Annotated in this window: 22 protein-coding genes; 12 read left to right on the forward strand and 10 right to left on the reverse strand. The window is 52.6% G+C overall.

Annotation, left to right across the window (positions count from 1 at the left end; all coding sequences use genetic code 11):
* Positions 1–9: 9 nt before the first annotated feature.
* A complete protein-coding gene (locus HG66A1_RS24695) occupies positions 10–1,071 on the forward strand; it encodes a hypothetical protein (RefSeq protein ID WP_145190461.1) in 1,062 nt (353 codons plus the stop codon).
* Between the two features lie 87 nt (positions 1,072–1,158).
* Here HG66A1_RS24695 and HG66A1_RS24700 read toward each other — a convergent pair whose 3' ends face one another.
* Positions 1,159–1,623: a hypothetical protein gene (locus tag HG66A1_RS24700; RefSeq protein WP_232106670.1), complete on the reverse strand. Its 465-nt coding sequence runs from the start codon at positions 1,621–1,623 to the stop codon at positions 1,159–1,161.
* 316 nt (positions 1,624–1,939) lie between these two features.
* Between HG66A1_RS24700 and HG66A1_RS24705 the strand changes: the two genes are divergently transcribed.
* The 7 genes from HG66A1_RS24705 to fae all read left to right on the forward strand — a co-directional run bounded on the left by HG66A1_RS24705 (position 1,940) and on the right by fae (position 8,444).
* Positions 1,940–3,262: an acetylxylan esterase gene (locus HG66A1_RS24705; protein ID WP_145190464.1), complete on the forward strand. Its 1,323-nt coding sequence runs from the start codon at positions 1,940–1,942 to the stop codon at positions 3,260–3,262.
* A 97-nt stretch (positions 3,263–3,359) separates the two neighbouring features.
* The gene (locus tag HG66A1_RS24710; protein ID WP_145190467.1) at positions 3,360–4,217 is read left to right on the forward strand and encodes a hypothetical protein; all 858 of its coding nucleotides are present in this window, start codon (positions 3,360–3,362) and stop codon (positions 4,215–4,217) included.
* Positions 4,218–4,373: 156 nt separating this feature from the next.
* Positions 4,374–4,898, forward strand: coding sequence for a hypothetical protein (locus HG66A1_RS24715; protein WP_145190470.1), 525 nt, complete (start codon positions 4,374–4,376; stop codon positions 4,896–4,898).
* A 159-nt stretch (positions 4,899–5,057) separates the two neighbouring features.
* Positions 5,058–5,810, forward strand: coding sequence for a hypothetical protein (locus tag HG66A1_RS24720; RefSeq protein WP_197996777.1), 753 nt, complete (start codon positions 5,058–5,060; stop codon positions 5,808–5,810).
* Between the two features lie 93 nt (positions 5,811–5,903).
* Positions 5,904–6,770, forward strand: coding sequence for a hypothetical protein (locus HG66A1_RS24725; protein WP_145190476.1), 867 nt, complete (start codon positions 5,904–5,906; stop codon positions 6,768–6,770).
* 408 nt (positions 6,771–7,178) lie between these two features.
* Positions 7,179–7,802: a hypothetical protein gene (locus HG66A1_RS24730; protein WP_145190479.1), complete on the forward strand. Its 624-nt coding sequence runs from the start codon at positions 7,179–7,181 to the stop codon at positions 7,800–7,802.
* Between the two features lie 93 nt (positions 7,803–7,895).
* Entirely contained in the window at positions 7,896–8,444 is a 549-nt protein-coding gene (fae, locus tag HG66A1_RS24735; protein WP_145190482.1) for a formaldehyde-activating enzyme, read from the forward strand.
* Positions 8,445–8,528: 84 nt separating this feature from the next.
* On the opposite strand, the gene HG66A1_RS24740 is transcribed toward fae, so the two are convergent.
* The 3 genes from HG66A1_RS24740 to HG66A1_RS24750 form a co-directional block, all read right to left on the reverse strand.
* Positions 8,529–9,971: a neutral/alkaline non-lysosomal ceramidase N-terminal domain-containing protein gene (locus tag HG66A1_RS24740; protein ID WP_145190485.1), complete on the reverse strand. Its 1,443-nt coding sequence runs from the start codon at positions 9,969–9,971 to the stop codon at positions 8,529–8,531.
* 28 nt (positions 9,972–9,999) lie between these two features.
* The gene (locus HG66A1_RS24745) at positions 10,000–10,305 is read right to left on the reverse strand and encodes a Dabb family protein (protein ID WP_145190488.1); all 306 of its coding nucleotides are present in this window, start codon (positions 10,303–10,305) and stop codon (positions 10,000–10,002) included.
* Between the two features lie 201 nt (positions 10,306–10,506).
* On the reverse strand, positions 10,507–11,376 hold the full coding sequence (locus tag HG66A1_RS24750; RefSeq protein ID WP_197996778.1) for an aminoglycoside phosphotransferase family protein: 870 nt from the start codon (positions 11,374–11,376) through the stop codon (positions 10,507–10,509).
* Between the two features lie 284 nt (positions 11,377–11,660).
* Between HG66A1_RS24750 and HG66A1_RS24755 the strand changes: the two genes are divergently transcribed.
* From HG66A1_RS24755 to HG66A1_RS32175, 4 genes are all read left to right on the forward strand, one after another.
* Complete coding sequence (locus HG66A1_RS24755; protein ID WP_145190494.1) at positions 11,661–12,152, forward strand: MarR family winged helix-turn-helix transcriptional regulator; 492 nt, start codon at positions 11,661–11,663, stop codon at positions 12,150–12,152.
* A 24-nt stretch (positions 12,153–12,176) separates the two neighbouring features.
* Positions 12,177–12,647: a VOC family protein gene (locus HG66A1_RS24760; protein WP_145190497.1), complete on the forward strand. Its 471-nt coding sequence runs from the start codon at positions 12,177–12,179 to the stop codon at positions 12,645–12,647.
* Between the two features lie 280 nt (positions 12,648–12,927).
* The gene (locus HG66A1_RS24765; RefSeq protein WP_145190500.1) at positions 12,928–13,542 is read left to right on the forward strand and encodes an ankyrin repeat domain-containing protein; all 615 of its coding nucleotides are present in this window, start codon (positions 12,928–12,930) and stop codon (positions 13,540–13,542) included.
* 86 nt (positions 13,543–13,628) lie between these two features.
* The gene (locus HG66A1_RS32175) at positions 13,629–13,952 is read left to right on the forward strand and encodes a DUF6959 family protein (RefSeq protein ID WP_197996779.1); all 324 of its coding nucleotides are present in this window, start codon (positions 13,629–13,631) and stop codon (positions 13,950–13,952) included.
* A gap of 279 nt (positions 13,953–14,231) precedes the next feature.
* Here the strand turns inward: HG66A1_RS32175 and HG66A1_RS24775 are convergent, their stop codons facing one another.
* The 6 genes from HG66A1_RS24775 to HG66A1_RS24800 all read right to left on the reverse strand — a co-directional run bounded on the left by HG66A1_RS24775 (position 14,232) and on the right by HG66A1_RS24800 (position 19,458).
* A complete protein-coding gene (locus tag HG66A1_RS24775; protein WP_145190506.1) occupies positions 14,232–15,377 on the reverse strand; it encodes a DUF6985 domain-containing protein in 1,146 nt (381 codons plus the stop codon).
* 264 nt (positions 15,378–15,641) lie between these two features.
* The gene (locus HG66A1_RS24780; RefSeq protein ID WP_145190509.1) at positions 15,642–15,896 is read right to left on the reverse strand and encodes a hypothetical protein; all 255 of its coding nucleotides are present in this window, start codon (positions 15,894–15,896) and stop codon (positions 15,642–15,644) included.
* 38 nt (positions 15,897–15,934) lie between these two features.
* Positions 15,935–16,393, reverse strand: a complete 459-nt coding sequence (locus HG66A1_RS24785) for a hypothetical protein (RefSeq protein WP_145190512.1) — start codon at positions 16,391–16,393, stop codon at positions 15,935–15,937.
* An 818-nt stretch (positions 16,394–17,211) separates the two neighbouring features.
* Positions 17,212–18,216 (reverse strand): D-2-hydroxyacid dehydrogenase, encoded by a 1,005-nt coding sequence (locus HG66A1_RS24790; protein ID WP_145190515.1) that lies wholly within the window; start codon positions 18,214–18,216, stop codon positions 17,212–17,214.
* A 15-nt stretch (positions 18,217–18,231) separates the two neighbouring features.
* Positions 18,232–19,032, reverse strand: coding sequence for a biotin--[acetyl-CoA-carboxylase] ligase (locus HG66A1_RS24795; protein WP_145190518.1), 801 nt, complete (start codon positions 19,030–19,032; stop codon positions 18,232–18,234).
* 33 nt (positions 19,033–19,065) lie between these two features.
* On the reverse strand, positions 19,066–19,458 hold the full coding sequence (locus HG66A1_RS24800; protein ID WP_232102041.1) for an STAS domain-containing protein: 393 nt from the start codon (positions 19,456–19,458) through the stop codon (positions 19,066–19,068).
* Positions 19,459–19,584: the final 126 nt, after the last annotated feature.

Below are 19,584 nucleotides of genomic sequence, written 5' to 3' on the forward strand. Positions count from 1 at the left end.
AGTTTTATAATGGTTTTGAATAAGCAGATGTTGCTGACTTCTGCATTCAGTCTGGCTGTTGCCATGCCGCTGTCTGTGATGGCTGATGACAACAAGTCTTCTTCTGAGAAAGGTCAGACGGGTTCGTCCGCCCAGTCCCGCAACGATCGGGACGCGGATTATTCCGAGAAGAAACACGACAAACACCAGGCGAAACATCAAGGGAAGAACAAACAGCACTCGCAGGATCATACGCGGAACATGAGTCGCTATAAGCTGGACATGGACGGCTGGGTACATGTCGGCGTCGACTATGACCGCGATGGTTTTTATGACGCTGTCGAAACGATTTTCCTGTACGATCTGGAAAAAGCGCAGAATGAAAGCCGCAAACGGTCTGACGATATGAAAAAGCAGGCGCAGCGTGATATGCAGCGTCGCGGTAATCGTCGTCAGGTGCAGTTAAGTGGTGAGATTCAGCAGCTGCAGACCAAGCGCATTATGTCAGCTGAGCAGAAGCAGGTGCTGGCCAAGATTGAAACGAAGGAAGGCCAGACACAGCGTGTCTTCCTTGGTCCCCAGGAACGGGTCAGTCAGCTGAACCTCGACAAAGGGGATGACATTCAGATCAAAGGCGTGAAAGGTCGTGTGAATAATCAGTCTGCGATCATGGCACAGTTCGTGTCGTTCAATGGTCAGTCGATCCAGAATGAACTGCCGCGTCAGCAGAAGCTGAGGAAGTTCAAAGGGGATATCGTCAGCACGCGGAAAACCAGCTTTCAGGGTCGCGATGGAAAATTTGTTGTCGCAAAACTGGAAACACCGCAAGAGAAAATGGTCCAGGTCAATCTGGGACCTGCTGACAGCTTTGAGGATGTCGACCTGTCAGAAGGGACGTCCATCAAGTTACTGGCCCGTCGTGGTACCATCAATGGTCAAGAAGCGCTGATCGCACAACTGATCCGCGTTGATGGCCAGAGCATTGACGTTCGGGAACCTACCGAACGTTCGCTCCGTAAAACCAAGCAGAAATCGCGGAGTGACAGCGAGAACACGACAGCGCAGAATGATCAACAGCCCCGCATCCGCTAGGCCTTGATCTGACAGTTCATCAGCGAACGGAAACGATGGCTCTCCTCGCGGGGGCCATCGTTTTTTTACGCAGATAACAAAGTCAACTCAGTTCGAAGGAATCGGGACAACTTTGAGTTTGACTTCGGAGTCGTCGACGATGCTGAGGACGTCGCGGCAGTACTCGTGGCAGTTGATGCAGGTATTCAGCGAATGCATGTAAGCGTAGCTGGCACCGTCGAGATTTTTTTCTTCCGCCATCTTGGCGAGCTTCTGAGCCTGCTTGCGGAGTTCCAGGCGATGGTGGGCATAGACGGCATCATCGTGGGACGCCCAGTCGGTGGCGATGCAGATCTGGTTGAGGGTGTTGGCCCCGCTGTGGATCTCTTTGAAGTTTTTCGTCACCAGACCGTTGGTAATTTTCTGACAGCTGGCGAGCTTGGCCAGCATCAATGCCGCCTGCTGATCGCCCGGGTCTGCAGCCGATTTACGGAGCTCGTCTGAGGCGAATACGCCGCCCGCGATTAACAGAATTCCGGTGGCCAACAGTAACCAGCGTTGCGTGATGCTCATTTCAGATCCTCGAGTGCCTGAGACAGGTTTCTGCCTGCTTTGCGTAATCCGTACAATCGGTCTGATTCCTACTATCGGCTCTGGAGATCCGATTTCTGAACCCGATCCGGGGAAAAGGAACGAGAATGAGAGCGGGATGTAGTTTTTACAAGGGTGTGCGTTGCAGTCTGGTGATTGGACAGTTACTGGGTGATCTACAGGACGCAGCAGGGGCAATTCACGTTGAATTCGTTTACCGTTCGGTGCCTGTTCTGTTAGAATCAATTCCACTTACTTGAAATCACCTTCCACGACTATTCCGATACAGGAACACACCATGCACCTGCGACTTCTGAAACATCTTGTCTCCTCCTGCCTGACCCTGGCGCTGCTGCTCTCACTGTCTGCTTCGGCTGTAGCTGCGGACAAATACGAATTGAAGGTGGTCACCGATCGCCCTGATGCGATCTATAAGACCGGTGAGACGGCGAAGTTTCTGATTTCACTGACGAAGAATGGCAAGCCGGTCTCAGGCGAGAAGGTGAGCATTACCGTGGATAATTTTATCGGCGGGGCTTCCGGTTTCCCTCAAGGGAGCAAGACACTGGGTGAAGAACCGACCGAGGTAGAAGTCACATCGGACAAGCCGGGCTTTCTGCGGTGCGTGGTCAAAGCAGGTGCGCCGGTGAATCAGACTAAAATCGCGGGCGCCGGGTTCTCGCCGGAAAAGATCGAACTCAGCAAACCTGCCCCGGAGGATTTTGACCAGTTCTGGACGAATCAGATCGCGAAACTCGAAGAGGTTCCGATGGATCCGAAACTGACGCCGGTCAAACAGAAGGACGCCCAAGTTGAAGCGTTCGACGTGCAGGTGAACTGCCTGGGTGGTGCTCCGGTCTCCGGTTATTTTGGGAAGCCGAAGGATGCGAAAGCGAAGAGCCTGCCGGCGATTCTGTGGGTGCACGGGGCCGGGGTGCGAAGTTCGTCGCTGACGAATGCCATCAAAGGGGCGAACAACGGAATGCTGTCGATGGACATCAACGCACACGGCCTGCCGAACGGGAAGCCGGCTCAATATTACAAAGACCTGGCGACAGGCAAACTGAAGGATTATCGGCAGGCGGGCCGCGAGAGCCGTGATACGGTTTACTTCCGCGGGATGTTTTTGCGTCTGGTACGGGCGATTGATTTTCTGACTGCGCAACCCGAGTGGGACGGAAAGACCGTGATTGTCATCGGCCACAGCCAGGGAGGCGGCCAGGCACTGGCAGCCGGCGGTCTGGATGACCGGGTGACGTTCATCGCCACGGGGGTCCCCGCGATCTGCGATCATTCAGGACGTGCCGCCGGCCGGATTAACGGCTGGCCCAAGCTGGTCGAAACCGGCGCGGACGGCAAACCTAATCCCACGCAGTTGAAAGCAGCATCGTACGTAGACGCAGTCAACTTCGCTACACGGGCGAAGGCCGATGCGATCATGAGCGTGGGTTTTATCGACAGCGTCTGTCCGCCGTCGAGCTGTTACGCGGCTTATAACCAGCTGAGCGGCAAGAAGCAGATCATCAACAAACCCCTGATGGGCCACGCCGCCCCGGCGGATGTACACAAGGCGTTCTTTGATGCCGTGCTGAAGCATGTGGAGGAGCAGGCGGGGAAGTAGGGGGATTGTGGCGTAACCTGCCCTTCTTTTCTCAACTCAATCGAAAAGCAAAGTGTTTTGCCCTGATTGAAAAACTATTCTATTAAGCGACTGAAATATGGGTTATTCCACCAGACTGTACGCTGTAGAATTTGACACCCTGAATGATGCGATCGGGTCATGTGATCAATTGTTGCTGAAGCGTCTTCAAGAAGTCAATAAACAAGTTGACGAGCCACTGGCCGAAGTTGATCTTCACGGCGACGTGACATTAAGAATCACGAAAGAAGGACAAATCCTGTTCAATGACCAACCGATGTCTCTTGATGAACTGTCACAGGCAATCCTTGCACTTGAATCGGGAAGCCTAGAAGTGGTTATGGAGGCCCCTTGGACGAAGACACACGAAGCAGTCACTTTAGCAAATAATGAAACGATTCCGAAGTCCGGACTGGAACGAGTCATCACACGCTTCGAGAGTGATGACCCGCAGTTTACCCAGAACCTCGATCAGACGCCGCAAATTACGTGGTCAAGAAACGAGGCGGATGACGACGAAACCGATGACGATACGTCGTATCAACCAGCTTTCGATATCTCAGAGGAAATACTGTCTGATCTCGTCTCAGGCAATCTTAATCAAAGTGGGGCAGAACATGGCTATGCGCTGGAGATCATGTGTTACACACTGGGTAAGCTCCTTCCAGACGATGACTTGATTGGCGATCTCGAACCCCTGGAGCTTGATACTCCACTGCAACAGCCACGTATTCCTGTGCCACTAAAAGAGTACAACGACTTTCCTGTCATTAGTTTTCTAACGGCAGAAGAAGTCGCAGCAGAATTTCAACGGCTTTCACGTCTCAATCTCGAATTCCCCAGCGACGAAGATATCGAAGAAGCACGAGAGGCTTTCTTTGAGTGTATCAAAACGGCTGCGGGCCAGAAACTCGGCGTCATGGCGTTTTATCACTGATGCAATCCAAATCACAATTGACTCTACCAGAGTGACCGTGTCCCGTGTTTTCCGGATCTAAAGCCAGCATTAAACGTCAGCAAAATGGATCTATCGTTTACTAACTCGCGTGAGGAAGTCGCTGATCCTGGAATTCTATACTGACAGGTTTTGGAAATGAGTAGATACAGTTGGTTAATTGGAGACAACCGGAGTGGATGGGCAACTGCCGTTGCGCCTAAGGACTATGACGAATTGGAGTTGTGGGACTTGATCGAGTCACTCGAGGATGCTGGAGATTGGCCGTCACTCTGCCTTTCGTTTTCAGATGGTGAATTGTCAGACTACCCACCTTGCAATGTGTTAAGTAGGCTTTGCTCGCAGCGATTGGTCGAATTACTTCGCCCGATTGTCGGCGATGACGTTAGGTGGCTTCCAGTGACAATTACTCGAAATAATGAGAGTCTTAGCTATTTCTACATGCACTTGCCAACCAGCCCCAACGTGATCGATGAGGAAAAATCAACCTATGCAGGTGGTCGCATTCTCACGCCTCATATCTCGCTTAAGAAGGCGGAAGGATTCTCAGTGTTTGGATTGCGCAAACTTTCACCAGATGTGATCATACGGGCAAATATCCGGGAGGCTATTGAGCAAAGTGATTGCAATGGAATGGCATTTGAGGACGTGCCGACTTCATAGCATTCCAGATGTTTCTCTCTTGACCGCTTTGACCAGGTACAACAGACCAGCTACAACATAGGACTCCCAATCTCGACACGTCCCACCAACACAATCGCTGACGCCTTTTTCTCCCTGGGGACGCTTTGAAGCATGGCAAAGAAGGCAAGGAATTCGAGAATGAAGATCGACTATACATACGGCCCACCGACTACTAGCAGTTTCGAGAGTTTGGCCAAAGCGTTTTCATCTTGCAAGACAAGTGAAGAACGTTATGGTGCTCTCGTTGAATTGATGAAGCTAGGTCGGTTTGAGTTTCGTGATAGATTGTTTGAGCTAACCAAGTGCGGAGGACCGCTGGCAAGAAAGTCGCTTCTTCTCTATTCGGAAGTCGCTGACAACGACCATTTGATTACGACTCTACCAGCGATTGAAACAGACTTCGAAGGCGACGTTCTTTCGTTGACGACTGCAGCAAACAGTAGTCTATCGTTGGGATTCGTCCCCTTGCTCATTTCTGAATTCGAAGATTTTAAAGACCAGGGTGATGATGAAGAGGCAGATAATCTGTACGATTCGATTCAGAACCTCACTGGGGTTCCTGGCTCGGATGCCACATCACTTCGGAGTACTTACGAATCTCTTGTGCTCAACACTAAAGGTTACGTTTGGAATGGAAAACCGGTCAACCTACAGTTGGTTTTCAAACAGTTTATGGCATCAGCCACGGAATCTATGTTGAATAATTCAAGATTCTTCTTTAAGTCACCTGATGTAAAAATTATGTCACTGTTCACAGGGCGCCCATTGTTAGTTGAAGGCGGGTCGGTCATTGCCAGTTCTGACTTGGAGTACTTCCAATCGTATGGCGAAACGATACTCGTTGATCGGTGGGAAATCGGAAATAAATACTTCTATGGACACAAAGTCTAGTGATTGATCAACTCTCCAATCTCCCTCCTTATGAGGAGAATAAAAGGGTCAGATCTGGACAGGAATTAGACCACTATCAATTGGATATAACGGATGAGCGAACAAAGTACATCATTCGGTATGGTGTTTTACTACTTCCAGGATCCTGGCACAGTTCTGGACCAACTCGTTCGTGTACTGAGTGACTTTGTAGAATGCTATCAGGAAGATTTCACTCGAATTTCTGATTCAGGTGATCGGTTCAAGGCTTTCAGAGAGTCGGACCCTGGATCCTTCCTTGGGAGTCGTATTCGTTCACACGACTTCTCACGCTCTCTATTTCTTTTGTTGACTAATTCATCCAAGGTTACAACACCTACACAAAAACTGTTGTTCTGGGGGCGTCGTATCGATGAGAGGTTCAAGTCAAAGACACCCAATTATATTTATTTCGAGTTGCCCACTACAATCGACATCGACCTTCGTTGGCATCTGTTCAAAGAAGCATTCTTTACAATTGATTTCCATTTGGGCCTTGGCAATCGTGTCATTGCTACAGATGAAGAATTCATGCCGCGATCGGGAGCAAATGCTGCAAAACAACTTCGTCATTCTCAACTATTCGCTCAAGGTTTCGACGCTTCATTTCGCAACCTCTCTTATCTTCAAGTTCTTGAGCAGAGGACGACCAAATTCCTAATGCACCCAAGCCAGTTTGTTGGTGTTGGTCGTGAACTCCAACATCACATTGACTACGCAGGCGCATTGGCAGCGAGTGGCAAATCGCAAGAACATTTCGAATTTTGGCCTTCCAACGAAGCTTTTTTCTTCAAGGCAAATGATACTAGACAACTAGTGGCCATGTCTGAATTTTTATCGTGTCACTACGTGGACGTGGATAGGCCATCCATGTTTTGGAAGAAGGAAGAATGGGAATCATGGCTAGGTAAAGTTCGTGGAACAACGCCGGGAACTATTTAGATAATTCAAGATAGTTAGAAAAAGGGCCGCGACTCTTTTATTTGTCTGCTACAGTCCACTCGTTTGTCATCCAGTTTTTAAAGACACAATGATTATGCCAGTAAATTCCGATCTCTTACGAATGTTAAAAGTCCCAGATTTTGTAGTTCAGCTTAGTGAGGGATTCTGACCGCAAGTATTTGCTCAAAGCCAATCTTATTTCTTTTTCGAGTAGTGATTGGTTTCACTTTTTCTATCAAAACAGGCTCCAAAAGATATTCGCAAAAATCATTAATGTCTGACATCACTCGAACCCAAGCAATCTTCAGCTGCCTGCTGTTTACCAGTTTCTGTTTCTGGAATGCGGGTGCCGATTGGAGAAGTGCCCGCAAATATGCAGACTCATTAAAACGGCATTGAGCTTCTTAAATGGATGAACTACCAGACCTGAATCAGTGCCGGCCGTTTGCTTATGACCGTGAGTCGACAGATCACGGTTCTAAAATTGGTGGTGCTGTCCCGAGGGATGTAAAGCCACTGTATGTTGATGTGAATCAGAAATATTTCGGTACGATCGAATTTGAGACAGGCCGGGCTGTCTCACTGTTTTACTCATTCGATATTTATGGCGATGATGAAACACTCGATATTATTTCGTTTAATAACCGGGTGCTTTTCCCCTCGAAGCTGATCCACGCGGTCGTCCATCAGGGTAGCATGTCGGACGGTGCTTCAGAGATCATAACGGTAGTAAGCTGTCAGCGAATTCGGTTCGAACCGATGCAATCAGATCGAATGCCGGACTCCCCGGAACAAGTTTCTCCCAGGTCTAAAGTCGGTGGAAGACCATGCATAGACAATGTGTCGCGCGTCGGTCCCGCCTTTGAAGAGTTAGAACAAAGCGGATATCGGCAGTTGTTTCAATTTGACACCCCGGACCCTCGAAGCGAAGCGTATATTGATGGTTTTCCCTGGGACCCAGGCTGGTTGCATGTCTTCGTGCGGGGAGAACATCTTGCAGAAGCGGAGTTTGCTTTCGTGGTTCAACAGTAATCCATCAATACCGGGCCGGTTGCAGATTCACTGTTGTTCGGGTAGGGTGATGTTTCAATTACCGATTCAGTTCAACCAGCAGGGAGTGTCAGTATGAGTGATCGAATTGTAATGCGTACGGGGGAATGTCTGATCGCCGGTGGTCCGCCGTTTACGGCTGCGGAACCGGAAGTGGTGATTGGTGAGCTGGATGGCCCCGTGGGGACGGCGATTGCCACGCTGACCGGCGGGCAGTCTGCGGGTCACTCGAAGGTGTTCGCGATTCTGAATACGGACATCCAGGTCAGGCCGGTCACGCTGATGGTGAGTAAGGTCACGGTCAAGAGCAGTGCCTACACGAATATTCTGATGGGAACCGTGCAGGCGGCGATTGCCAATGGTGTGCTGGATGCGGTGCGGGCCGGTGATCTGCCGAAAGAGAAAGCGAACGACCTGGGCATTATCTGTTCGGTCTGGCTGAATCCGGGTGCCGCGACCGATGAGAACCTGGATCACAAGGCGCTGTTCGAGATTCATCGCAAAGCCACCGCACAGGCGATTCATAAAGCGATGCACAACGAACCGTCGATCGACTGGCTGCTGGAACACCAGGATGAGATCACGCACAAGTATTACCAGAAGGGTCTGGACGGGACGCTGTAAGCGGGGACCCAGCCTGCTGGTCTTTAACCGGAGCAATTTATTTTCTGAGCGGCATGGCCAGCGCGGTGCCGCTCAGTTTTTATTCTACTTCTTGAACTGTGCGTTGATGGACTTGAGGGTTTCTTCGGTGAGGACCTGGCCGCCGGCGGGGCCGACGAGGTTACTCTCGATGATGGCGCTGTAGCTGCCGCCGCGGACGGCTCTTTCATTCGGTACGTAAGAACCGGGGCCGCAGAGCTGGATGACGAAGGTCTGCAGGGCCGGGCTGCGGGACTTCATCTGGGTGCCGAAATCGGTGAAGAGTTCGAAGTCGTTCGTGGCGATGGCGATGTCGCCCAAGCGAAGGGTGTGCAGTTCCATCGAATAAGGGCGGGAGGTGCCGGCCTGCTGTTCATCGTAGCGATCGAGGACGCGCTGTTTCCAGTTTTTGATCCAGACTTTGGAGGGATCGTCGGCGTAGGCTTTGATCTCTTTGGAAATTCGTTCGTGGTCGGCTTCACTGACGGTCTGCAGCGGGAGTTCGATGGTGCGGACTTCGTGCTTGAGCAGTGCGTCGGCGTGTTTTTCCTGCACGGCACCGGCGTAGGCTTCTTCCCAGCCGGCGACGATCCGCCGCGAGAGTTCTTCGAGCAGTGTCAGGTTGCGGAGCTGCATCATGCGGGCTTCGGCTGCTTTGCGGTACATGGGGCGGGGGACCTGATCCCCGGCGGCGCCGGCCCAGCCGAGCACGGTGAGCTGGTCGCCGTATTTTTTCTTGAGGGCTTCGCGAACCGGGTGCCAGAAGTCGGCATTGACGGTGCTGCGTCCTTCGACGGCCTGGGCGGGGCAGGCGATGTTGACAGCGGTGGCGATGAGTTCGTCTTTGTCATTCCAGAAGCAGAGGACTTCCATGGTGTGATCTTCGTAGCCTTCGATGCCGCGAAAATCTTTGGTGCTGGTACTGCCGTACATTTTGGCCCAGCCTCCTTCATAGAGGGCCCGGCGATTCTGGGCGATGACCGCGTGCCCGAGTCCCCAGCCGACCTGGCCCGGCTGCCGTTCGTTCCAGGCCTTTTGAATGGCGTCGGCAATTTTCTGGGCGGCGAACTCGACGAATTCAGCAGGCTGTGTGACGCCGGTCTTGGGAAGTGTGTAGCGACCTTCGATCATTGTGGGCGCGGTGTGCGTGTGGGTCGCGTTCATGATGACCTTCTGCAGCGAGAGGCCGGGCAGCTGGTCTTTGAGCTTTTCGCGGACTTTTTCGTGAATGCCGCCCCGGATGCAGACCAGGTCGCAGGAGACGAAGACGACATGTTCCAGCGATTTGTCTCCGTCGCGGGATTCCAGTACGAGGACGTTCGCAGTGACCGGGCTTTCGACTGTTTTCGCAATGCGGGTCCGCATCTGGCCGGTGAGTGAGACCGGCAGTTTGGGGGTGATGTCGGTCGACGTGGCGCCCACATAGAGTTGGGCGGCGTCTACAGGGGAGGTTGCGAACAGGCAGAGCAGTGTCAGGCAGGCGAAACGGACAAGCGGGCGTGAGTACATGCGAAAACTCCTCAGAAGATGGCGGGATTTAGTGGGCGACGGTGTCCAGAGATTCGAAGTCGGCTTCCTGAAAGTCTTCGACGGTGGTCAGCCAGTGTTCCTGAATAAAATCCTGGTGCGCCTGATGGTTGCTGTAGAAATCGAACTCTTCCTGCGTAGCGAACTTCATACTGATGCCGAAGGTATGGTCGTTCTTGGGGCTGGTCTGGCGGCGGATGGTGAAATCTTTGACGCCGGGGATGGCAGCCAGATCGGCGGCAGCGGCGAGGAAGGTCTGCTCAGCTGCAGAACCGGGGGCAGACTTGAGACGAAAGGTTACGGTATGTTCAATCACGGATGATCCTTCAACTTGATAGCATTACTGACTCGACTTGAATGCGGTCCCGACCTCGGGAAGCCGCTCGTTCCATGTTAAGCAAGCACGCTGGAATTTACCATCATCTTTGTTCCGTCTGTACAAGCGAACCGAAAGCTGAGCAACCAGATTGATCGATCACCGGACAAGGAAATCAACAATTGGGAGAACATGCGCTGTTCAGGCGTCGGCCAGTACGCGTCGAAGAGTAGCGTGACCGAGAGAGACGTGGCGGCGTTCGCCACTGTCGAGCAAAATCAGGCCCATCAACAGCGCCCAACCGAGAGCGCGCTGAATCAGGTGAGGCTCTGCATCATAGATGTCGAGCAAGGCGGTTCTGCTGGCGGGGGTTTCCAGTAAGAGCCAGGTGCACGCCAGATCGGTCGCGGGATCACCGGCTGATACGTCCCCCCAGTCGATCAGGCCGACCAGGGCACCATCGCGAACAATCACGTTGCGGGGATGCAAGTCGCCGTGAATCCAGACCATCTGGTCAGCGGGGGGCGTCTCACAACAGGCGCGCCAGATGTCAGTCAGTCGCGTGACATCGACGTCGGTACGTTCGCGTTGCCGATGCAGCCGTTCTTCAACGCCCTGACTGCGTGACTGCAGGGGAACGCCGCGATAGGGATTCTGCGGTGCCCCGTCTTCCGCCGGCTGATGCAGTGTAGAAAGGGTTTCCGCTAACAGGCGGACGTCTGCGTCAGGGAAGTTGTGTTTCTCAGAGGTTTGCCCGGGAACCCAGTTCACGACACTCCAGGTCCAGGGAAAACTGGGGCCGGAGGAGCCGATGTGAATGTGGAGAGGCAATTCCAGGGAGAGCCGCTCCGCAATTTTTGGCAGCCAGCGCTGTTCGTTTTGCAGAAATTGAACCGCGGCGGCGCGGCGGGGCAAGCGGACCGCGTGATGTTCGCCGATGCGAAAGATGAAATTGTCCCAGCCTTCATCGACCAGAAACAGAGGCTGATTCGCCAATACTGGGTAATCAACCAGCAACAGCTGGCGGACCAGGGGCAGGTCGACCTGGATTTCAGCCTGGGGGTGGTTCAAGTGGATTTCCTCAGTTACATATTCGGATCATTAATTTTCATAATAGGACAGTTTGATTGAACTTAAGCAGATTGCGTTCCAATCAGGACTAAAATCAGACTTTTAGACCGAACAGTCCACAAACGTACCATTAGCCGAACGGGTGTGAACCCCAGTCTGTCACCAACCAGTCATTTACCTCCTTGTATCTTTACCTGGAGATACTTGACCTGAAAGTATAACTGATCTATGCTTGTCGTACGATAAATTCATTCCTCTTGCGAGCGCGGAGTCATCATAAATTTATGGCACAGGATTTGATTGACGTCTTAATCAGGCAATGGAAAACGGAACGCCCGGACCTCAATGTCGAACCCATGGGGGTTGTCGGTCGGGTTTTACGACTGGCGACACGGCTGGAGCGACGGGTAAGTGAAACACTGAAGCCGTACGGTCTGACCGTGGGGGGCTTTGACATTCTGGCCACGCTCCGCAGAACGGGAAATCCGCAGGGTCTGACGCCTACGGAACTGATGGAGGCGGTGATGCTCTCCTCGGGAGCGATGACGAACCGGATTGACCGACTGGAGGAACAGGGGCTCGTCGAACGTCGGCCTTCCCCCAATGACCGCCGTTCGCTGCAGGTACTGCTGACTGCAGAGGGGCGCAAAGTGGTCGATGAAGCGGTCGCGGATCGACTGGATGAAGCGGAAGATGCGTTGTGCGTGCTCAAGGCAGAGGAGCGGGACCAACTGGCAGATCTGTTGCGCGCGATGCTGCAGGGTCTGAATGATTAATATCTCTTTCAAGGGAGAACCGATATGCAATCGTGTGAGAAACGATTAGGCGAACTGGTCCTGCGAACCGAAAACCGGGAAGCATTGGTTGCCTTTTACCAAGACGTCATTGGACTGGAACTGTTTGCCAACTTTGAAGGAGGGACCTTCCTGAAAGTCGCGGACGACTTCGACGGGCATCCCCAACTGCTGGCGATCTTTGATCAGACCTGGGAGTTCAGCGGACCGCAGGAGATTGAAGTCGGCATGGCCCGGGCCCGGACAGGGACGCTGCATCACTTCGCTTTCGCGATGGAACTGGAAGTATTCGAAAGCGAGAAAGCGCGGCTGGAAGCGCTGGAGATCGAGATGATGCTGACGGATCATCGCCAGTTCGGCTGGCACTCGATCTATCTCTTCGATCCGGACGGGAACTCGGTGGAGCTGGTCTGCTATGATGAAGCAATCCTGGACGCTGCTGCGAACCAGCGGGTGCGGGAGAGTGTCGAGGGGTAAAGACCTTGCGTTTTTTTTGCTACCACGAAAGTGATAGGAAGCTGTGGTCGCGGGAACGAATTCTGGTACGATTGTCTGGCTCATGTTTTAAGAGAAACAGGTGACTCTGTTTTCGATTGAACGAGTTAGCTGCAACTTCCTGCTCGCTGCGCTCGGCCCGAATTTCATTCGGGCTCACCCGTTTTTTTGCTACCACGAAAGACGCGAAAAGCACGAAAGTGATGCTACTCGGAACTGTACTTGAAACAGTAACGCACATTGCTTACTGGAGGAAGACTCTGTGAAGATTCCTTTGCTGGACGATGGGCGGGTCGATATTAAGACACTACGGGATCAGGTTGACTGGAACAATCTTTCTGCATTTGAGTCAATGCTAGTTACTTTACTTGACTACAATTGGGAAAGACTTTACGGAGAAATCAAAGAACATCCTGAACTTGCTAATCTGGCATGGGAAGATGACAGAACTCTTTTGGGAATTGCCGCTCATGATGGTCAATTTGAAATAGTAAAACTTTTAGTGGAGTCAGGTGCAGACATAAACCACTTGTGTAGATGTTATACCCCTATTTATGGTGCCGTATGTAGTGGAAATCCTGAAATCGTACGCTACCTGATTCAAAGAGGAGTAACAAAAAGTCTTAACTATAAATGCGAGTGGAAAGAGAATACACCACTACAAAGAGCCGCCTACGAAGGATTAATAGAAATAGCGAGACTTCTGATAGAAGCAGGCGCTGATATCAATTCTATCAATAGTAAAGGAAGAACTCCGCTTGACCTGGCGGCCCTGAGAAGGCGTATAGAGGTTGTGCTACTTCTCGTTCAACACCATGCGAGACATCAACAGCCTGAAACTACAGAATATATTGAAGAACTCAGGCTTGATGAATGAAAAGTACTACCACGAAAGACGCGAAAAGCACGAAATTTTCTGAAAAGATTGCGTGGTTCAATTCTTAATTTCAGGCGGAATCTCTCATGTATCAAGCAGACGTTGAAATTTATGCGGATACTTCGAACTATGCTGTGATGCGGCATCCGGGGCGGGAAAATCCTGGTTCACTGATCCAGGGGGATTCACTGTCGATTCTGTGCCATGCGGCTGATGCGGTGCGGCGGGAACTGGATCGGGGCGATCTCGAAGAAGCACTCGGTGAACTGGAATATCTCAGAGAGCTGTTGTGGGGCAGGCTGGAACATTTCCAGGCCGTGCTGGAGGACCATGACCTCGCGCTGCCAATGGGAAAGAGACTGGAACCAGATCCGCCGCTGGAAGAATATGAGGATGATGACGCTGAGTGATGTTTTTGCTACCACGAAAAGCACGAAAGTGGCAGGAAGCGGTGGTCGCGGGAACGAATTCTGGTACGATTGACTGGCTCACGCTTTGAGAGAAACAGGTGACTCTGCTTTCAATTGAACGAGTGAACTGCGACTTCCTGCTCGCTGCGCTCGGCCCGAATTGCATTCGGGCTCACCATTTTTTTGCTACCACGAAAAGCACGAAAGACACGAAATTTCAGGATACTGTAAGTAACTTTGGTAGTCGGCGATCTGTTTCTATCGGTGTAAGGGCTGTATCTAAAAATACCAGCCTACGGTTCCGTGGCCGATGTCGATGACTTCTCCTTCAATAATTTGAAATCCCAGACCGTGTTCGTTGTCCCAGCCGGCACTACAGTCGAAGCCGATGACGACGGATCCCGCTTCGATTTTTCGCGAAATATGGATCTGCCGGAATCTAATCAGTGAGAGCCAGCCGGTCGGTTCCCGGAGAATTGCTTCGAGTTTCGGGAGATCTCCTTCCAGTTCTTCCTGGAGGAATTCCCACCAGTCGGAATCAATCACATATGTTTTGACCGCATTGACGAGGCGCTTCAGAATTCTTTTTTCGTCTGAGAGCAGATATTTCAAAGCCTTTTCCTGCGCTGCCGTGGGCGGGGTATTGTCGGGAGAAGCAAACGTGATTTTGATGGGATAGTGAAACGAGGCGGGAACTTTTGCCAGTGGTGCAAATTCCTGATCATCAGCCTGATTGGAACTGGAATAGACGAAATGAGTGACGAGTCTCTCATTCCAGCCACATCGGCTCAGGTTTTTGAAAAGCACTGCTTCCCCCTCCCATTGATTCTCGTTGTTGAACAAAAGCGTTCCCAACAGGGGATGCTCAAACTGACTAACCAGTGGATGATCCGCAGTGCCAGCCGGCTGTGTCTCCTCTTCGAGATAATTGAACACGCATTCCGACCAGAAGGATTCCTCAAGCGCAGCTCGCGCATCGATGTTGCGAATCTCAGCAAGGAATTCATTCACTGCTGCTTCCGTGCGACTGCTTTTGAGAAACCTGGCAAAGGCGATCAGAGATGCAGCCAGTTCCCTGACGTTTTTATTGAGATAAAGCAACCGCTCGAAATCTCCAGACAAGACCCAGACCGTCCCTTGCTCGCTTTCGTTGAGCAGGACCGGCATTGAATAACCGTCTTCTCCGATGATACGGTAGTGATGAAACTGTTCGTCAAAGCCTTCTCCCTCTTCAGACTCATCCAGATGATCCAGCTCACCGGTTTCCAGCCGTTCGAAAGAGAACTCCGGGTACAGGGAAGTGGGTAAGCCCGCCTGGATCAGAAAGTCTTTGTCCGCCTGATCCAGGTTCAAGATCTGAACTGATTCAGCAAGTACACTGGAAAGCGATCCGTTCCAGATTTTTTTGAATTCGGCGGGGGTCATGTTCGTTCCTGAATTATTTTAACTGGCTGAAGTTCAGTGCCTGCTGTGATCGAACTGTTCTTAACAGAAAGCAAACCTGATTACCAGTTTTGCTCGTGGAGGCAGAATAATTCTGCATACTTTATTGTGCCTGATGGCAGTTGCCGTCCGGGATCATAGCGGCAATTGCATTCGGGCTCACCCATTTTTTTACTACCACGAAAGATGCGAAAAGCACGAAAAATTCAGGTGGCTGAGTGCTCATGGGAAACCACAGCACTCTTTTCAGTCACAGAGATCGATCAGTCTGGTGCCTGGTAATATTTCGGATTCCGGGTGGCGTGTGATGATGGTGAGCAGGGTGGCCTGAACCTCGGATCGGGAGGGGGGTTCGGCGGGGGGCTGGGATTGCTGTGCAGCGAGTGTGGTCAAGATGTTATTGACCAGGTTCTGGACAGTGACGGCGTCCTGTTGCACCAGCGTTTCTTCTTCGATGCCGAAGTGGTCGGCGACCTCCATATAGATTTCCAGCAGATCCATGCCCATATCAACAGGTTAACTGTTTTCATCTGCGGGGTTCAATGGCGGTCTGGTAAAATGCCTGAGTTACGGATGGCTCGATTTGTTTTCGGCGTTATTCGTTTTTTGCATTCGGAACTGGAGCCATTGGAAATGGTGATGCCCGGTTGATCTTTACCAGGCGGGCGGACACGTGGGTTCGCATCCTGCGAATTCTGGTTGGATTTCTTTTCTTGAAATCGGGCTGTTGCACTGTCGGTTTCCTGCTCGCTGCGCTCGGCCCGAATTTTATTCGGGCTCACCCTGGTGCTGTGAGTGGAATAGCCCTCGCCGCTGATTTTGGGATCTGCGTCTTCCTTTTTCTCGGCGGCCAGCGCCTTGCCGCTCACGGTGGGTGAGTGTGATAGGGCATTGGACGAGCACAGTTGGACAAGCCAACTGTGGCAGCCGGTGCTGTGATCTCCTGTTGCCTGCAGCAATCTCGGATTGTATCCGAGACCACCCGGCACGTTGTTCATTCAACACTGCGCGCGATCATTGCTTTTCACTGGTGTTGGATCAGCACTGGTTTTATTTTCTCTGTCCTCGCTGGTGCCGATGCGTAGGATTTCTCTTTGTACTATTTGCGGATCGCGTTGTCTGTGGTCGCGTCGCGTTTCTTAATTCGCACGGTTCATACCTAAGTCGTTTCAACCGGGGCTAATGCGCTGCGGCTCATTTTCTTTTCTGCTGTTGAAGTCCTGTAAACAAGAGTAACAGCATACCCTCGGCCGCGGTGGATACTTACATAGCTAACGTTGTCGACCTCTTGATCACGTAGAAAACTATTTAATAAACGCTACCGAGCGTCTTGCCGCTCAGGGGGGAATTGTTTATGGATGTCCATTGGAAGTTGTTTCGAGTGGAAGGTCGCCAGGCGGGCAGGCACGCAGGCTCTGCCCCTACATCCGGTTTTGATTGTGGGTCTGATTCTGTCGAAAGGCACCGGGAGGTCAAGACAGAATTTTGTCCCGATGTGGCCGGATTTTGTCCTGGTGTGGCCTGGATTTTGTCCCTGTCTGACCGGAGTCTGTCCTGGTCTGCCCTGAACAAGCTGTGGGGAACATTTCGCATGTGTTCTGATTGCTCCAGTGAAAGCCCGATGAAAAGCGGTGCGGATTCAGGTGTCTTTGCATCAGTGATGTCTCGTGTTCCGGTGCACGCTGAGCTGCCTCGCGCGCGAGCCAGAAGAGAAGAGCATACGCTGCGGCGGACGTCGATCAAGGGCAGTTTCTTCAGCAGTCAGCAGGAGCACTGCCTGAAAGCACAGGGAGGTTCGGTGTGCAGTCGAATTCGTTCAGAACCAGAGCTGTTTGTTGGCCAGAGTGATGAAGGGCTGGCCGTTGATGAAACAGCGGATGTTCTCCAGCAGCGTTTCCAGGTGCCTTTCGGGGACATGTGTCGAAGCGGCGGCGATGTGCGGGGTGATGATGACGTTCTCCATCTGCCAGAGGGGATGGTCTGCGGGCAGGGGTTCGACTTCGAAGACATCCAGGCCGGCGCCGGCGATGTCACCTTTCTGCAGTGCGATGGTCAGGTCCTGCAGATCGACGATCGCGCCGCGGCCGATGTTGATCAGGTAGCCGGAGTTCTTCATCTGCTGGAACTGGGGCGTGCGGAACAGTTTTTCGGTCTGGGGTGTATGCGGCGCTGCGATGACGACGAAGTCGCTGATGGTGAGCAGATCTTTGAGCCGATCGAGGTCCCAGACTTCATCGACGGCGCCGGGAACCTCACGGATGAGGGGATCGACGGCGCAGACTCGCATGCCGAAGGCAGCTGCGCGGTGGCAGACTTCGGAACCAATCGAGCCGGCACCGACCACGCCCAGGGTGCAATCCGAGAGGTGCATGTGGCTGCGGTCGACTTCGCTGACCTGCCCCGGTCCGGTGACGAAGTCAGGTTTTCCCGCGGTACCGCCGATGGGCTGCCAGACCGAATGGGACTGTTGACGAATGTAGCGATGCAGGTTGCGGGCGAAGCAGAGTACGAAGCCAAGCACATGGTCGGCGATGACATCGTAGAACAGGCCGCGCATGTTTGTGAGCTGGCAGGGGTGGTCGGCCAGTTCCGGAAAAATGTAGTGTTCCAGGCTGGCGGTGGGGGACTGCACCCATTCCAGTTTTTCAGCCGCGGCCAACAGTTCGGGAGTGATCTTGCCGAAGAAGGCGTGGGCGTCTTTGATTTCGGTGAGCGCTTCATCCAGATTCTGCGCGTTGACGACTTGGAGTTCGTTCGAGATGCTCTCGAGGCGGGTGAGTCGTCTGGCGTCGATGGCGGGATAGATGAGAAGTTTTTTCATAGCGGGGGCGATTCTTTAAAAGTGTTCGATGGTGCCGCTGATAATGCGTTCGCGGCCGGTCTCGGTCTGCAGGATCAGATAACCTTCGTCGTCGATTTCGAGGCAGGTGCCTTCCCGGACTTCGCGTCCGGTGTTAATGCGAATGTCCCGTCCGGTGAGCAGGCAGTATTGTCGCCAGGCGGGCATGAGTTCGCTGCGGTCACCCGCGACATCATAGAGCCGGTTTTCGATGGCGTTGATGAGATCGATCAGCATGGAGGAGAGCGGATACTTCTGTCCGGTCGTTTCGTAGAGCGAGGTTCCTCGCGACTGCAGTTCGGCTTCAGCGGAGAGGAACGAGTTATTGAGATTGACGCCGACGCCGATGACCACGAGGCCGGGCTGACTGGCGGAGGTTTCGACGAGAATGCCACAGACCTTTTTGCCCGCGAGGAAGACATCGTTAGGCCACTTGAGTTGGAGCCGATGTTCGGGGGCCTGCTTCTCGAGTGTTTCACAAACGGCCAGCCCGGTTGCCAAAGCAATCAGGGGCTGCTGCTGGAGCGGGATGCCGAGCTGGTTGGCGTCGACGACGAGGGAGAATGTAAGTCCTCCTTCAGTGGACCACCAGGCATTGTTGCCTCGACCACGGCCGGCGGTTTGATTGCCGGTGAGGACGAGGGCGGGCAGGCTGGTATCGCGTGCGGCCGGGGAGGGCGTGCAGTGCGTGTTCAGGGCCCAGGAATTGGTGGAAGCGAGGCTCTCGAAATAATCGAGGTGTTCGATGAACGTTTCCGTTCGAACAGCTTTCAAATCCTCGGCAGTGAACGGCAGCATTCCCAACTCATTTCCAGACAAGAAATCGAACAATTACTCAGAGGGAGTGACAGCGGCGATCGCTTCGTCCCGGGTATCGAACAGCGGCCAGAGGCTGCCGATTTTGATGCACTTGAGAATATTCTGCATGTTCTCGCAGGCGTTACAGAAGACGGCCTGACCGCCTGTCTGCCGGGCCCGTTGCAGGAGGCGAATCAGCGAGCCGATGATAATCGAATCGAGATAGTCGACGCGGGAGAGGTCAATGATGACATTTTTGATCTCAGGGGCGTCAAAGAGCCTGAGTACCTTGTTGGCTTCGACCTGAACGTTGCTGTACTGGAACTGCAGGGTCGATCCGAGGGGGGTGACCACCAGATTGGGACCTGCCTGTTCCACTTCGAAGATTTCCAGATTTTCTACCATCGGCGGGTTTCCGTTGTGCATTGTTTTCAGGAGATCCTGAAGGGGACAATATGAATCAGAAATGAAAATGATCAATAAAGAAAGCGCTTATCTCACTTTCATACCCATTTCCGGAGCGGAATTCAAATCTACACTGATTTTCATCTG

It is taken from the genome of Gimesia chilikensis (genome assembly GCF_007744075.1).
GTDB lineage: Bacteria > Planctomycetota > Planctomycetia > Planctomycetales > Planctomycetaceae > Gimesia > Gimesia chilikensis_A.

Excerpts from the sequence above, each read along its gene's own strand:
- HG66A1_RS24695 (WP_145190461.1), top strand. The coding sequence starts at position 10 with ATGGTTTTGAATAAGCAGATGTTGCTGACTTCTGCATTCAGTCTGGCT.
- HG66A1_RS24700 (WP_232106670.1), bottom strand. The coding sequence starts at position 1,623 with ATGAGCATCACGCAACGCTGGTTACTGTTGGCCACCGGAATTCTGTTA.
- HG66A1_RS24705 (WP_145190464.1), top strand. The coding sequence starts at position 1,940 with ATGCACCTGCGACTTCTGAAACATCTTGTCTCCTCCTGCCTGACCCTG.
- HG66A1_RS24710 (WP_145190467.1), top strand. The coding sequence starts at position 3,360 with ATGGGTTATTCCACCAGACTGTACGCTGTAGAATTTGACACCCTGAAT.
- HG66A1_RS24715 (WP_145190470.1), top strand. The coding sequence starts at position 4,374 with ATGAGTAGATACAGTTGGTTAATTGGAGACAACCGGAGTGGATGGGCA.
- HG66A1_RS24720 (WP_197996777.1), top strand. The coding sequence starts at position 5,058 with ATGAAGATCGACTATACATACGGCCCACCGACTACTAGCAGTTTCGAG.
- HG66A1_RS24725 (WP_145190476.1), top strand. The coding sequence starts at position 5,904 with ATGAGCGAACAAAGTACATCATTCGGTATGGTGTTTTACTACTTCCAG.
- HG66A1_RS24730 (WP_145190479.1), top strand. The coding sequence starts at position 7,179 with ATGGATGAACTACCAGACCTGAATCAGTGCCGGCCGTTTGCTTATGAC.
- fae (WP_145190482.1), top strand. The coding sequence starts at position 7,896 with ATGAGTGATCGAATTGTAATGCGTACGGGGGAATGTCTGATCGCCGGT.
- HG66A1_RS24740 (WP_145190485.1), bottom strand. The coding sequence starts at position 9,971 with ATGTACTCACGCCCGCTTGTCCGTTTCGCCTGCCTGACACTGCTCTGC.
- HG66A1_RS24755 (WP_145190494.1), top strand. The coding sequence starts at position 11,661 with ATGGCACAGGATTTGATTGACGTCTTAATCAGGCAATGGAAAACGGAA.
- HG66A1_RS24760 (WP_145190497.1), top strand. The coding sequence starts at position 12,177 with ATGCAATCGTGTGAGAAACGATTAGGCGAACTGGTCCTGCGAACCGAA.
- HG66A1_RS32175 (WP_197996779.1), top strand. The coding sequence starts at position 13,629 with ATGTATCAAGCAGACGTTGAAATTTATGCGGATACTTCGAACTATGCT.
- HG66A1_RS24775 (WP_145190506.1), bottom strand. The coding sequence starts at position 15,377 with ATGACCCCCGCCGAATTCAAAAAAATCTGGAACGGATCGCTTTCCAGT.
- HG66A1_RS24780 (WP_145190509.1), bottom strand. The coding sequence starts at position 15,896 with ATGGATCTGCTGGAAATCTATATGGAGGTCGCCGACCACTTCGGCATC.
- HG66A1_RS24785 (WP_145190512.1), bottom strand. The coding sequence starts at position 16,393 with ATGAACAACGTGCCGGGTGGTCTCGGATACAATCCGAGATTGCTGCAG.
- HG66A1_RS24790 (WP_145190515.1), bottom strand. The coding sequence starts at position 18,216 with ATGAAAAAACTTCTCATCTATCCCGCCATCGACGCCAGACGACTCACC.
- HG66A1_RS24795 (WP_145190518.1), bottom strand. The coding sequence starts at position 19,032 with ATGCTGCCGTTCACTGCCGAGGATTTGAAAGCTGTTCGAACGGAAACG.
- HG66A1_RS24800 (WP_232102041.1), bottom strand. The coding sequence starts at position 19,458 with ATGCACAACGGAAACCCGCCGATGGTAGAAAATCTGGAAATCTTCGAA.